At 44.0% G+C, this 12,939-nt stretch carries 13 protein-coding genes and 1 pseudogene; 2 read left to right on the top strand and 12 right to left on the bottom strand.

The window, feature by feature from the left end; translation table 11 throughout:
• Positions 1–83: 83 nt before the first annotated feature.
• Positions 84–827 carry a hydrogen peroxide-dependent heme synthase gene (hemQ, locus tag QFZ87_RS02895; protein ID WP_309857448.1) on the top strand — a complete coding sequence of 248 codons (744 nt, stop codon included), beginning with the start codon at positions 84–86 and terminating at the stop codon, positions 825–827.
• A gap of 234 nt (positions 828–1,061) precedes the next feature.
• On the top strand, positions 1,062–1,544 hold the full coding sequence (gerQ, locus tag QFZ87_RS02890) for a spore coat protein GerQ (RefSeq protein WP_309857445.1): 483 nt from the start codon (positions 1,062–1,064) through the stop codon (positions 1,542–1,544).
• A 53-nt stretch (positions 1,545–1,597) separates the two neighbouring features.
• Here gerQ and QFZ87_RS02885 read toward each other — a convergent pair whose 3' ends face one another.
• The 12 genes and pseudogenes from QFZ87_RS02885 to fdnG all read right to left on the bottom strand — a co-directional run.
• Positions 1,598–1,969, bottom strand: coding sequence for a DUF423 domain-containing protein (locus QFZ87_RS02885; protein ID WP_308081767.1), 372 nt, complete (start codon positions 1,967–1,969; stop codon positions 1,598–1,600).
• A gap of 18 nt (positions 1,970–1,987) precedes the next feature.
• Positions 1,988–2,338, bottom strand: coding sequence for a YwdI family protein (locus QFZ87_RS02880; protein ID WP_309857442.1), 351 nt, complete (start codon positions 2,336–2,338; stop codon positions 1,988–1,990).
• Positions 2,339–2,482: 144 nt separating this feature from the next.
• Positions 2,483–3,502, bottom strand: a complete 1,020-nt coding sequence (locus tag QFZ87_RS02875) for a thiazole biosynthesis adenylyltransferase ThiF (protein ID WP_309857440.1) — start codon at positions 3,500–3,502, stop codon at positions 2,483–2,485.
• A 6-nt stretch (positions 3,503–3,508) separates the two neighbouring features.
• Entirely contained in the window at positions 3,509–3,745 is a 237-nt protein-coding gene (gene moaD, locus QFZ87_RS02870) for a molybdopterin converting factor subunit 1 (protein ID WP_309857436.1), read from the bottom strand.
• Positions 3,738–4,205: a molybdenum cofactor biosynthesis protein MoaE gene (locus QFZ87_RS02865; RefSeq protein WP_309857433.1), complete on the bottom strand. Its 468-nt coding sequence runs from the start codon at positions 4,203–4,205 to the stop codon at positions 3,738–3,740. Before QFZ87_RS02865 ends, moaD begins: the two co-directional genes overlap by 8 nt.
• Positions 4,206–6,140, bottom strand: coding sequence for a molybdopterin biosynthesis protein (locus QFZ87_RS02860; RefSeq protein WP_309857431.1), 1,935 nt, complete (start codon positions 6,138–6,140; stop codon positions 4,206–4,208). It lies immediately after the preceding gene.
• Positions 6,141–6,153: 13 nt separating this feature from the next.
• The gene (locus QFZ87_RS02855; RefSeq protein ID WP_309857430.1) at positions 6,154–7,386 is read right to left on the bottom strand and encodes a molybdopterin molybdotransferase MoeA; all 1,233 of its coding nucleotides are present in this window, start codon (positions 7,384–7,386) and stop codon (positions 6,154–6,156) included.
• A gap of 27 nt (positions 7,387–7,413) precedes the next feature.
• On the bottom strand, positions 7,414–8,010 hold the full coding sequence (mobA, locus tag QFZ87_RS02850) for a molybdenum cofactor guanylyltransferase (protein WP_309857427.1): 597 nt from the start codon (positions 8,008–8,010) through the stop codon (positions 7,414–7,416).
• A gap of 12 nt (positions 8,011–8,022) precedes the next feature.
• Positions 8,023–8,832, bottom strand: coding sequence for a formate dehydrogenase accessory protein FdhE (locus tag QFZ87_RS02845; protein ID WP_309857424.1), 810 nt, complete (start codon positions 8,830–8,832; stop codon positions 8,023–8,025).
• 166 nt (positions 8,833–8,998) lie between these two features.
• The gene (locus QFZ87_RS02840; protein WP_309857422.1) at positions 8,999–9,709 is read right to left on the bottom strand and encodes a formate dehydrogenase subunit gamma; all 711 of its coding nucleotides are present in this window, start codon (positions 9,707–9,709) and stop codon (positions 8,999–9,001) included.
• Positions 9,702–10,529, bottom strand: a complete 828-nt coding sequence (locus QFZ87_RS02835) for a 4Fe-4S dicluster domain-containing protein (protein ID WP_308081757.1) — start codon at positions 10,527–10,529, stop codon at positions 9,702–9,704. The genes QFZ87_RS02840 and QFZ87_RS02835 overlap by 8 nt, the downstream gene beginning before the upstream one ends.
• Positions 10,529–12,931, bottom strand: a pseudogene (fdnG, locus tag QFZ87_RS02830) (formate dehydrogenase-N subunit alpha); the annotation flags it as partial. The pseudogene fdnG and the gene QFZ87_RS02835, both read right to left, overlap by 1 nt.
• Positions 12,932–12,939 lie beyond the last annotated feature (8 nt).

The raw sequence follows: 12,939 nt of genomic DNA, 5'->3' as shown, positions 1-12,939 counted from the left end.
GGTTTTATTGAGGCTTCACTTGGTCAAACTATGTTATAGTTAAAAGTGTTAATAAGAAGAATCATTATTTAGGAGTGATTTTAATGAGTGAAGCAGCACAAACGCTTGACGGATGGTATTGCCTGCATGATTTCCGTACAGTTGATTGGACAACGTGGAAGATGCTTTCAAGTGATGAGCGCCAAGCCGCTATCCATGAGTTTCTAAGTCTAGTTGAAAAATGGAATCAAACACAGGAACGTAAAGAAGGCAGTCATGCTTTATATACAATTGTTGGTCAAAAGGCTGATTTTATGATGATGATTTTACGTCCAACAATGGAAGAATTAAATGCGATTGAAACAGAATTTAACAAAACAAAATTAGCAGAATTCACGATTCCTGCTCATTCTTATGTTTCGGTTGTGGAGTTAAGTAACTACCTACCAGCAGGAGAAGATCCATACCAGAACCCACAAATTTTGGCACGCCTTTACCCGACGCTTCCAAGAACGAAGCATGTTTGTTTCTATCCAATGGATAAGCGCCGTCAAGGCAATGACAACTGGTATATGCTTCCGATGGAAGAACGCCGCAATATGATGCGCAGCCATGGAATGATTGGTCGTACATATGCAGGGAAAGTTAAGCAAATCATCACGGGTTCTGTTGGCTTCGATGATTACGAATGGGGCGTTACCCTGTTCGCAGAAGATGTTCTACAGTTCAAGAAGCTTGTCTATGAAATGCGCTTTGATGAAGTAAGTGCTCGCTACGGCGAGTTTGGAGCCTTCTTCGTTGGGAACCTTCTCGAAGAAGAACGCGTATCCACATTCCTTCACGTATAATACAAAAAGTTCTCAGGCCATGGCTTGAGAGCTTTTTTGTTTTCCTACCAAAAGCCAGTCATATTTCCCCCAACCCCTTCATACTATTTAAACAGCGAGTCTCAAATAAAGCTCCGTATGTCTCATCAAGGTGAGGTGAGAAAAAAGTAGCATCCCAACTGTAACCATGTGGGCTTCTTTGGAGTATGAATAGACTGTTGGGCGATTCGTTCAATTATATTAGGAGGGGAAAAGATGAACCAATATAACAATCCACAAGGATTTCAGCCTTATACTGGAGTAGCTGGACAAAACCGTGCACAACCTATGGGTGGAGGGCAAGGCTTCCCACAATTCCCACCACCATCAACAGGACAGATGCAGCAGCAAATGGGGCAAATGCCGCAAATGCCTCAAATGCCACCCGCTGGTGGAGGTGGCGGGCAAGGTATGCTTCCAATTGAGCAATCGTACATTGAAAATATTCTTCGTTTGAACAAAGGAAAACTTGTTAGTGTCTTTGCAACCTTTGAGGGTAACAATCAATGGAACGCGAAAGAATTTAAAGGAATTATTGAGGCGGCAGGAAGGGACCATGTTATTTTAAGTGATCCGCAAGCCGGTACTCGTTTCCTTATTCCGATGGTAGCGGTCGATTACATTACGTTTGCTGAAGAAATTGAATATGAATATCCATATGGTGCATCACCAGGCTTAGGTACTTACCCACCAAGATAATATATTTCATGTAAAAAGGCATTGGGTCTTCAGCCCAATGCCTCTTGCTTTACTTAAAAATGTTTAACTGCTCCTACAATCATCAGGATCCATGCCGCTAAGAAGCATACTCCGCCAATTGGTGTGATGGCTCCTAATACGCCTACTTTTGTTAAGCTTAATGCGTACAAGCTGCCGCTAAATAGGATGATTCCGGCTAACATTAACCATCCGGACCAGGCAAATTGTGAGCTTGCTGCTACTTTTCCGAGAAGTAGACCAATAATTAATATGCCGGTTGCGTGAAACATTTGGTAGGTCACGCCTGTTTTCCAAATCTCTAGATAATGTGCATCTAGCTTGTCCTTTAATCCATGTGCTCCAAAGGCACCAAGTGCTACTGCTAAAAAGGCATTAATCGCCCCTATTACGATAAAAGCTTTCATCTTGTATTTCCTCCCATTTTAAAAATCAAATAATGAATCTCCGTTTGCTTCGTTGTCCATTTCTAGTTTTTTTCCCTGTTGGACGGGTGCCGGTTGTTGAAAGATGGGTTGATTCATGATCGGCTGTTGAAAAACTGGTTGTGCGGCCACTGGCTGTTGATAGGCAGGTTGTGTTTGTACTGGCTTCGCGGCCGCAGGAGCGTTCAACGGTCTTTCACCTTGTACTGCTGGCTGATCATCTAGGATCAATTCGCATAATATTTTAATAGAGTACACCTTTTCCCGCAAGCTTTCTTGCATTTGAGCTGTTTTTGCTTGTTTTAATTCTTCTTCTATTTTAGTTAAGAGCTTTTGGATGGATATGTTCATTTGTGACACCTCTATTTTCAGTCTCGTTTCTATTCTACCTGATATTCAACTATTTTACGAAAAATTGACCCATCCACCGTTCGACATGTTCCACGTGAAACAAGTCGAATATCGCAAAAATCCCGCACCATGAACTGGTACGGGTTATCCTAATATTCGTTGATAGATGGATTTTGCGTGTGTTAAATCTTTGGTTCCATGGACCAAAGCGCGGCCATCTTGAAAAATAACCATCCGTTCTTCGCCCATTTCCACAGACAGCAGATAGGGGTTGCCTTTCACTACATAACCTAGTGAGCTAAGCTGCCCGGCAAGCCGTTCCAAGGAAATTTCACTAGCAGCCGCAGGTCGGATTTGCACGGTATCGCGGCCGCACAGCACCGTCGTTTTCGTCATATTCTCATAATCAAGATACGGATACGTTCGCTCCTCGCCGCATGATAAGCAACCAGCAAACTTCGCCTTCGACATCTTTAAACTCGTATATTCATTTCTCCATAAATCAAAACTGACGAACGATGTGCGGACCGCATCATAATCTTCAACCAGAATCTTTAGCGCTTCCGCGGTTTGATGCGCAATAACCATCTGGACAGCCGGAGAAATAATCCCACCTGTATCACAGGTCAGCCCTTGTAGCGGAATCGATCGTAACAGGCAGTTAAGACACGGTGTCTTCCCTGGAATAATGGAAAAACTCATCCCATAGCTGCCGACACAAGCACCGTAGATCCACGGAATCGTGTATTTTTGTGATACATCATTCATCGCCATACGTGTCTCAAAATTATCAGTTGCATCCATCATCAAATCCACGCTGACTACCAATTCCTCCAGCAATTCAGGAGTCGCATCACCGATGATTGCCCGAATCTCTACATCGGAATTGATGGCACGCAGACGCTTATCTGCAGCTGCAGCCTTCGGTAGCTTTTCAGCGACATCTTCCTCCGTATAAAGCTGCTGCCGTTGCAAATTACTCGCTTCGACATAATCGCGATCAATAATCGTCAGCTTGCCCACACCAGACCGGACCAAAACCTCTGCACTTCCCGACCCTAACGCTCCGGCACCGATAATCAGTACATGTTTTCTCCTAATCTTCTCTTGCCCTTCTTTACCAATCCCTGGAAAGAGAACTTGCCGTGAATACCTTTCATCCATACTAAATCAGCCCCCGCTAACCGGAGGAATGAACGCAATGATATCACCATCAGAGATAACCTCATCATTGGAAGCAAACTCTTCATTGATCGCTGTCATCACCGTATCCATTTTAGGCAAGTTATAGTTGGCAGCTAAATCAGCCTTTAACTCAGCAACGGTTTTACCGCTTGCATCGATCGAAAGGAACTCCTCACCGCCGACTGCATCTCGTAAATGGGCAAAAAATAGTACCTTATTCATTCAAGTCACTCTCCTTAGGCTTGCCACTTGGATAAGCGACCGTTTCAAGCTGATTGCCCATCCATTCTTCGCCATCTTCCCAGTGCTCTTTCTTCCAGATGGGAACAATTTCCTTAATTCGTTCAATCGCATAACGGTTGGCTTCATACGCATCTGCACGGTGCGGGGTAGAAACGGCAATCACTACCGCTACATCGGTAATATCTAAACGACCAACACGGTGAGTGATTGCGACGCACGAACCTTCCCACCGCTGTTCAATCTCGGCACCAATTTGCTCCAGCTTTTTCACAGCCATGGCTTCATACGCCTCATAAATGAGAAACAACGTTTTCTTTCCCTTCGTTAATTCACGGACGGTACCAATAAAGGTCGTAATCGCACCCGCCTCGCGCTGAACGACTTTATCAATCACTGCTTGGATATTAATCGGTTCCTTTGAAATCTCGAACATTTTCATTTATTTCACCTCTTCTGACAAGCGCTTGGGCTCTGCATTTTCCACTACTTGATAGCCGCCAATCTTTTCGACTTGTTCTTTGAACGCAGGGGATTGGATCAGCTCAACTAGCTGTCTTCCGTTGTCACTTTCATAAAAGCTTCTTGTCATCACTAAATCATATTCTTCATCGGCAACAGGAATAAAATCTAGGTCCATAGCTTTCGCAGCAGGGTAGATTCCGAGTCCGGCACCATTACGGTCACCCTTGACCTCTGCCGCTACAGCAAGATGGGAGAACATTTCCCGCTCGTAGCCAATGATGTCCTCTGAGGAGAGTCCCTCTACTGAGAGCAGCAAATCAAATAGAATTCTTGTACCGGCTCCTTTTTGGCGGTTGACGAAATTCGCCTTACCTCTAACCAAATCAGCAACGGTTTCTATTTCAAGTGGATTTCCTTTTGGTAATATCCAGCCTTGCTTTCTTTTTAAAAATGGATACAGAACCACGTCTTGACCCGCTAGAATTTTGTTTACATATGAAACATTATATTGCTTTGTACTTGGGTCAAGCAAATGAATGCCCGCTACATGGGCCTCACCTTTTCGAATCGCCATAATTCCAGCCATACTGCCGACATGCGATGAAACAATTTTTCTATCCGTATGCACTCGTTTCAATTGTGATGATAATAGATCAATCGTCAAATCGTGGCTGCCGCTAAACACAATGGAGTTTCTCACTTCTTCCAGCGGTCGTAACAGTTCCACCTCAGCGAAGTCTCCTTGCTCATAGCCAATGATATTTGGCGGTACGATCAAGAGGCCATCTGCCCTGACATAGGACATCGTTACACCTGCTGCCCTTGTCAGTGGATTAGCAACAAATTGGCCATTCACATAGCCGATATTCATTCGAACAAAGTCCTCTGCACCCATCGATGAGACAATGCGGCGGCCAAGCTTAACCGTTACCGTCTGTCTTTTTGGTTCAGGAATTCCTAAGTACTTACACACAAGCGGTCGGACAAACCACTCCAAGGCCAAATAGGCGGAGACCGGATATCCTGGAACCCCTACAACGATTTTCCCATTTATTTTCCCTAAAATAACAGGCTTTCCAGGCCTTGCGGCGACCCCATGGGTAAAGACGGTGCCAATTTCTCCAATAATGTGCACCGTGAAGTCCTTCCGCCCTGCCGAAGAACCAGCATTGATGACAATAATATCAGAGGTTTCAGATGCCGCCAAAAGGGCTTCTTTAATTTTTTCCGGCTCGTCCTTTACAATGGAATGGAGCTTTGGCTCTCCGCCCCACTCTTTAATAAAATTAGCAAAAACCGTGCCATTGAATTCAATAATATTCCCAGAAGTCAGCTCTGAATCTGCCTCAACCAGTTCATTCCCGGTTGGAATAATTGTCACCACTGGTTTTTTTACGATTGGAATGACGGTTTGCTGTGCAGCAAGCAACACGCCCAAATCTGCTGGTCTTAATACATGTCCTTGCGGAAACAGCATTTCCTCCTGAACGATATCTTCTCCAATCGGACGGATATGCTGCCAAGGTGTGGCTGGCTCAATAATTTCAATCGTTTCGTCATCGATTACATCTACATGTTCAATCATAATCACGGCATTAAATGGGGATGGAATTGCATTGCCTGTATCTACATAGCAAAATTGACTGCCTTTTTTTAACTGCAGTGGATTTTGCTCATGTGCTTGATAGGTACTTTCTGCCACTACAGCAATGCCATCCATCGCTGAAGCATGATAATGCGGCATCGAAACCCGTGCAAAAATCGGCTCAGCCGTTGCTCGTCCCAAAGCTTCAGTTGCTGAGATATATTCCGTTTCAGAGGGCAGCTGTTGTGCCGCAAGAATTTCTTCTCTCGCTTCCGCTCGGGGCTTATCTTCTAAATAAATTTTCCGCTTATAATATGTCTGCTCCATTTGCCTTTTCCCCCTATCGTGATGCGATCACAGGAACGTATTCACCCTGTGAAATTCCCTCTTTTTCTGAACTAATCTCAACAATTCCATCGCTTTTAACGAGTGTGGTAATTAAGCCTGATTTTCCGATAATCGGCTCCGCCCACCATTCTCCCTCTTTTTCAACTAGACGGACACGAATATAATCAGACCGTCCCGGGGAGGATGGAATATTCTTTGTGATTCTAGCAAAAATCCGCTCTGGTTTCCGCTCTACTTTTTCACCCATCAGCTTTCGTAAAATCCTTTCACCAAATAACCGGAAGATAATCATCGCCGACGCAGGGTGTCCTGGTAGGCCAATGACTGGTTTTCCATCTGCCATAGCAAGGATGGTTGGTTTCCCTGGTTTAATAGAAATTCCATGGACAAATACTCCTGGATTCCCTAAGGATTGAATGACCTCAGTGGTATAATCCTTTGCCCCAACAGAGCTTCCTCCAGAAAGAATCAGGCAATCCACTTGATCGTAAAGCTCTTTCGCTTTTTGACGGAAGACTTCAAAATCATCCCTTACAATGCCACCGTATACAACGTCTACATTCCATTCACGAGCTAACCCTGAGATGGTTAAATGATTAATGTCGCGAATTTGCCCTTCTTGAAGGGTTTCTGTTTGATAGGGAACAATTTCATCTCCGGAGGATAGGTAGGCGACCTTCAATTGACGAAAGACCGTTACATGGGTAATCCCTAAGGAGGCCAAGGCCCCTAATTCCTGAGGACGAAGCTTTGTCCCAGCGGTCAGGAGGGTTTCGCCTTCTTTTATATCCTCACCGGCTCTAATCACATTTTCGCCTGGTGCAATTTGCTTATACGTATTTAAGAGGCCATCGAGGTCCTCGCAATGTTCAATCATTATGACACTATCACTACCAGAAGGCATCATCCCGCCAGTTGGCACATAGACAGCATTTCCCGGGCCTACCATAGAATGAGGGACTTCGCCCATTTTCACTTCCCCCGTTCCAGTAAGGAATCCAGGCATTGATTCAGAGGAACCATACGTATCCTTCGCTTTTACAGCATATCCATCCACAGTTGAGCGGTCAAAGCTCGGGACATTTTCCTTGGCCACGACCGGCTCGGCAAGAATGTAATGGAGCGCTTCTTCCAGCACCCGCACCTCTTTGTGTGGCGTTACCGGGATATACTCTTCAATTAAGGCAAATGTCTCTTCCACTGTTTTTACTTTGAAAAATTGCATGGTTCCCCTTTTCCCCCTTGTGTTCATCTATTCTGTCTCGGCCCACTTTTTAGCATCTTCATACTCATTCGGGTGGTTCATATTAAAAAAGACCTTTTCAAGATCGAATTGACTATAAGATTGCAATTCTTTTTCTGTAACGTACAGCACCTGTAAGCGATTCAGAAGGTGCTTCATTCGAAGTGTTCCTTCTTCAATACTCCCAGCCACTTCACCTGCAATCTCCTTTTTAAAGACAGCAAAAAGTGGGTGCTGTATTCCATTGATTACAGGTACGACGGCATCGTAATGGCTGCAGAGTTGGACGAGCGCTTGCGCCAGTTCTCCTGAAACAAACGGCATATCACAGGCAACAATCACATTCACATCATAGTTCGAGTGATTTAAGCCTGCATGAACCCCTGCGAGTGGCCCCATACCAGGATACTGGTCTTTTACCATCTTCAATCCTAAAAATTCATAAGATTCAGGATTGTTGGTTACTAGAATTATATCATCAAAGAGGGGCTTTAGCGTATCTGCAATTCTTTCGATGTTTGTTTTCTCGTTTATTTTTAGCAGGGCCTTGTTTGTACCCATCCTGCTAGATTTCCCACCTGATAAAATAATAGCCGCAGCCTTCACCTTAGCACCTTCTTAGTTTTCCACTTTTTTTATACCTACCGCGTTATATCCATTTTCTTGGGCGACGAAGTCTAAATGGATGCTGTTCAAGTCTAGTAATGCGGCAGATGGTTTGCTGATATATTGTCTTGTATCAATAATTTTAATATAGCCGTTACACTCATCGCAAACTTGAATTTGCGAAACAGCATCGCCTTCAATGGTTAAAAACTGTATGGTTTTGTGGTCTTCATTGCCGCAGTGTGAGCACTCTAGGCGCCTTGCATGCCAATGTGCCAGACAGCGTGGGCAGTGCATCACTTTTTTTCCTTCTTCCTCAAGAGACGCTATTCTTGCCGGTTCTCCACAGACTGGGCAGCCGGCTCCAGGAACAGCCTTATCTATGTCCTTTTGAACCTTTTCAGCGGTTACTTGTAAATAAGGGCGAAGGGCTGTTTCAGCTAGGAATTGCGGAATCCATTCTTCAAGTCCATTTTCTTGTGCAAAACCAACAAAATACACATGATTGAAGGAAAATGCCTCTTCAATCCATTTCACCGCTACTTCTTCATTCAATAGAATACCAACACTAGCTAGTTTTGGCTCTAATTCTGGATTAAATTTTACTAGCGTGGAATTTATTTCCTCTATCCACTGTTGGAATAGTGAAATTTCAAAATCAATAACCGTTAATGATGCGGCTGGTATCCCTGCGGCCATAGCTGCCTTATCTAGATTGGGCCTGATGGTCTCCCTATCTATCTGTTGTTTCCACTGTTCTTGAAGTTTCACAATTTCCTTCTGCAATTCCTGGTACTCTTTTGAAACAACGGATTTAATCATCGTTGTACCTCCACTTTTTTTATAAGGAAAGAGGTTGACTCAAAAGCAAAGGTGTCAGACCCCACGATTCAATATCTAGTTAAAACTTAGAGTAATCTAGGTCTAGATATTGTTTTTTCAGTGGGGTCAGACCCCTTATGAGTCAACCTCTTTCCCCAATTTGTTATTACGCGCCTTTTTTCTTCTTGTTGCTTGGGTCATCTAGTTTAGGGAAGTTGCCTTTTTTCACTTCTTCTTCATACCACTCTGTGTAGTGTTCTTTAGCCCACCAAGCAGGGACCTTTCCTGTAACAACACCGGAATAGCCTGGTCTGGAGTTCTTATGAACGACACTCAAATAAATATGTCCGACAACAACAGCAATGGCTAGGCCAAAGCCAATGTTGTGGAAGAAGTAGCCCCACTGAACGACAGCTCTTGGGAAAAATTGTGGGAACCACATTGGAAATCCAGATCCAATAATCATAATCGCCGTAACAATTTGGATGATAGAGTTGATCTTTTCACCAGCGTTAAAGAATGTTTGTCTGACATGCTTAAAATTAAAGCCAAAAAGTTCTTTAACGAATTCTGTAAAAAATTGAAGATCTCTTTTCTTCCAGGTAATAAGCTCTTTCATCCAGCGCTTAAAGCCGGTAAAGTCAAAAATTACCCAAATAACTGTAGGCGTAACAAATGCAACTGCAAATATTCGGTGAAGAAGACGTGCTCCTTCTGGACCGCCTAAAACGGGATACAACCAGTCGAAGAATTCCGTATACATAGGCAGTGCCGTAATATAGAGTGCAAAAAATGATAAGGCATTGACGGCGTGTGCCCAGACAAAGGCCTTCGAAAACCGCTTTACCTGGACGGTTGGCTTTTGTTTTTTACTCATGGCTACCACCTCCATCTTGCTTCTCATCTTTGCCTTCTTTATTAAATAAACGGTTGGTAATGAATGCACCCACAACCGCCATGGTTGTCGCACCAAGCATCATTTTACCGATTGGCTGTGCGTAATCCTTCCAAGCCACTGCTGAGGTAGGAACCTTTGGATTTTCCGGTAATCCATATACAGATGGTTTCTCTGCTAGCACATAAACAGTGTGTGTGCCGCCTACCCCTTGTGGGTTGTATACCATGGCATTAGGGTAACGATCCTTGATTTCCTTCACGCGCTTTTCTGCTTTTTGAATCATCGCCTCAGCATCACCGAACTCCATCGCTCCCGTGTGGCAGGTGGTTACGCATGCCGGCTGAAGGCCTTCATCTAGACGATCCGTACACATCGTGCATTTATGCGACTTCTTGTACTCTTTGCCATTTTTATCTTTATAAGTCTTTAAAGAAATTACTTCAAATGGACAGTTTTGAACACAATAGCCACAGCCTACACACTTGTCTTGATCAATGACCACGGAGCCATACTTTGTATAGCTGATGGCATTTTCCGGACACACCTTTTCACAGGCTGCATCTGTACAATGGAAGCAGGAAGAGTGGCGGAATAGATATTCTAAATCACCTTTCCCATTTTCATGCTCAATATATTGCAAGACATTCCATGTATCTGCTGTTGTTTTCGCATGGGATTGCACACTTCCTTGGAACTCCGTTGGCTCCGCCGGAAGGTCGTTCCAGTTTTTACAGGCCACCATACAGGCACGACAGCCGTCACACTTCGTTACGTCGACATATTTTACATATTTCGTCATTAGTCCGCCCTCCTAACATCACAGAGGAATGCTTTAAATTCAGGGATCATCGTATTGGCATCCCCAATATGTGGAGTCAGGCGGTTGGCTGTATCTCCTGTCGCAAATCCTTTATAGCCAAAGTGCCATGGCATTCCAATTTCATGGACCTTCTTACCGTTCGTGAGGATTGGCTTAAAGCGTTTCGTTACCATCGCGTAGGCTTTAATTTCCCCACGCGCGGAGCTGACAACGATTTTATCTTTATTCTTGATGCCTTTTTCTTTCGCAAGCTCTTCGCTCATTTCAACAAACATATGACCAGCTAATTCAGAAAGCCATTCCTGGTTCCTTGTCATGGAACCGGACTGCCAATGTTCACTAACACGGTAGGTGGTTGCAATGATCGGGAATTTCTTTTTATCGCCTTTTTTATTGAAGTCACCTTCAATTACCACTACTGCTGGATTTAATTGAACCTTAGAAAAAGCATTTGCCACTGGGCTTTCAAATGGCTCATAATGCTCTGGGAATGGACCATCATTCAAGGTTGGTGCAAATAATAGAGCGACACCATCTTTGTTCATCATGAATGCTCCTGTTCCACCTGGCTCTGTTGGCCCTAAAACTGGTTTAAAGTCTGGGACATCATTTCCGACCCATTTTTTCTGAGCAGCATCCCACCAGATGACCGCCTTTTCCTTACTCCATGGCTGACCACTAGGATCGGCTGCTGCACGGTTGTAAAGAATCCGACGGTTGGAAGGCCATGCATATGACCAGTTCAAATAGTTCTCGCCGCCCGTGTCTTTGTTATCGCGGTTCTTGGATTTGTTTTTGCCTTCTTCAGGATAGAAGCCGGAATAAATCCAGTTACCACTTGAAGTGGTTCCATCATCTAGTAAAGCACCAAAACCAGCGATTAATTTACCCGTTTTCAAGTCATAGCCATTGATTTCTTTAGCAACTAGGTCAATATCAGGTACATCCCCTGTTCCATAGTTCCAATCTAGAGCTAAGAACGGTTTGTCTGCTGATTTAGGACTGTTTGCATATAAAGATTTCAGTTTTAAGGCTAATTCATGAATGATATCAAGATCTGGTCTTGCTTCGCCTCGTGAATCAATCGCTTTCCAGCGATATTGCATCCAGCGAGAGCTGTTTGATATACTACCTTCTTTTTCAAAAGAAGCAGAGGCTGGAAGTAAGAATACTTCTGTGTTTATTTTTGCTGGGTTACTGCCTGCTTCTTTTTGCCAGAAAGCAGACGTTTCTGTTTCCCAAAGGTCAATGGCTACCAACCATTTAAGTTTGCCAAGTGCTTCTTTTTCTTTTCCAGCATTCGGTCCGCCAACCACTGGATTCGTACCGAATAAGAACGCACCGTCTAACTCACCCTTATACATCGCGTTAAACAAATTGATGTGAGAGTAGTTTTTGTTCCCTTTTGGCAAGAATTGATAGCCAAACTCATTTTCTGCTGTTGCGTTTGCACCATACCAAGCTTTTAGTAAGCTAACAACAAATTTTGGTTTATTGCTCCAGTAGCCTGTTTTTGGTGTTTCTTTTTCCAGGTAGCCTTTAAGCGTGGCATGCTCTGGAACAGTGGCTTTAGGTGCACCAAGGTAACCCGTTAAGTTATCAAATAATAGACCGAAGTCAGTTGAACCTTGTACGTTGGATTCACCGCGCATTGCGTTGACTCCGCCACCAGGTAAACCGATGTTGCCTAATAGAAGCTGTAAGATGGCATAGATACGTACGTTTTGAGAGCCAACCGTATGCTGGGTTGTTCCCATTGCATACATAATCGTACCTGCTTTTCCCACCTTTGCGGTAGAGCAGAAGGCTTCACATACCTTTAAGTAATCTTCTTTTGGAGTTCCTGTGACCGTTGTTACCGTTTTTACATCATAGCGGGAATAGTGTTTTTTCATTAACTGGAATACGGAGCGTGGATGGGTTAATGATGCATCCTTCACTGGTTTCCCGTCTTCTGTTGTTTCTATTGCCCATTTTGTTTTGTCATATCCCCGTTTTGCTTCATCGTATCCGGAGAAAAGGCCTTCGTTAAAGTCATAACCCTCTTTCACGATGAAAGCAGCATTTGTATAGTTAGCAACATACTCTTTGTGGATAAGATTGTTTTCTAGCGCATAATTAATCATCCCGCCAATGAACGGAATATCCGTACCGGAGCGAAGCGGAGCATAAACATCTGCCTGTGCCGACGTTCTTGTGTAACGTGGGTCCACACTGACGATTTTGCCGCCTTTTTCCTTTGCTTTTGTCAGCCATCTAAAGCTAATCGGATGATTTTCTGCAGGGTTTGCCCCAATAATCAACGCACAATCAGTATGCTGCAGATCATTCCAATGGTTAGTCATTGCTCCACGACCAAATGTAGGTGCCAGACCGGCAACCGTAGAAC

It is taken from the genome of Bacillus sp. SLBN-46 (assembly GCF_031453555.1).
In the GTDB taxonomy this organism is placed as follows: Bacteria; Bacillota; Bacilli; order Bacillales; family Cytobacillaceae; genus Neobacillus.
This window is presented reverse-complemented; position numbering and strand designations above follow the sequence as displayed.

Excerpts from the sequence above, each read along its gene's own strand:
- hemQ (WP_309857448.1), top strand. The coding sequence starts at position 84 with ATGAGTGAAGCAGCACAAACGCTTGACGGATGGTATTGCCTGCATGAT.
- gerQ (WP_309857445.1), top strand. The coding sequence starts at position 1,062 with ATGAACCAATATAACAATCCACAAGGATTTCAGCCTTATACTGGAGTA.
- QFZ87_RS02885 (WP_308081767.1), bottom strand. The coding sequence starts at position 1,969 with ATGAAAGCTTTTATCGTAATAGGGGCGATTAATGCCTTTTTAGCAGTA.
- QFZ87_RS02880 (WP_309857442.1), bottom strand. The coding sequence starts at position 2,338 with ATGAACATATCCATCCAAAAGCTCTTAACTAAAATAGAAGAAGAATTA.
- QFZ87_RS02875 (WP_309857440.1), bottom strand. The coding sequence starts at position 3,502 with ATGGATGAAAGGTATTCACGGCAAGTTCTCTTTCCAGGGATTGGTAAA.
- moaD (WP_309857436.1), bottom strand. The coding sequence starts at position 3,745 with ATGAATAAGGTACTATTTTTTGCCCATTTACGAGATGCAGTCGGCGGT.
- QFZ87_RS02865 (WP_309857433.1), bottom strand. The coding sequence starts at position 4,205 with ATGAAAATGTTCGAGATTTCAAAGGAACCGATTAATATCCAAGCAGTG.
- QFZ87_RS02860 (WP_309857431.1), bottom strand. The coding sequence starts at position 6,140 with ATGGAGCAGACATATTATAAGCGGAAAATTTATTTAGAAGATAAGCCC.
- QFZ87_RS02855 (WP_309857430.1), bottom strand. The coding sequence starts at position 7,386 with ATGCAATTTTTCAAAGTAAAAACAGTGGAAGAGACATTTGCCTTAATT.
- QFZ87_RS02845 (WP_309857424.1), bottom strand. The coding sequence starts at position 8,832 with ATGATTAAATCCGTTGTTTCAAAAGAGTACCAGGAATTGCAGAAGGAA.
- QFZ87_RS02840 (WP_309857422.1), bottom strand. The coding sequence starts at position 9,709 with ATGAGTAAAAAACAAAAGCCAACCGTCCAGGTAAAGCGGTTTTCGAAG.
- QFZ87_RS02835 (WP_308081757.1), bottom strand. The coding sequence starts at position 10,529 with ATGACGAAATATGTAAAATATGTCGACGTAACGAAGTGTGACGGCTGT.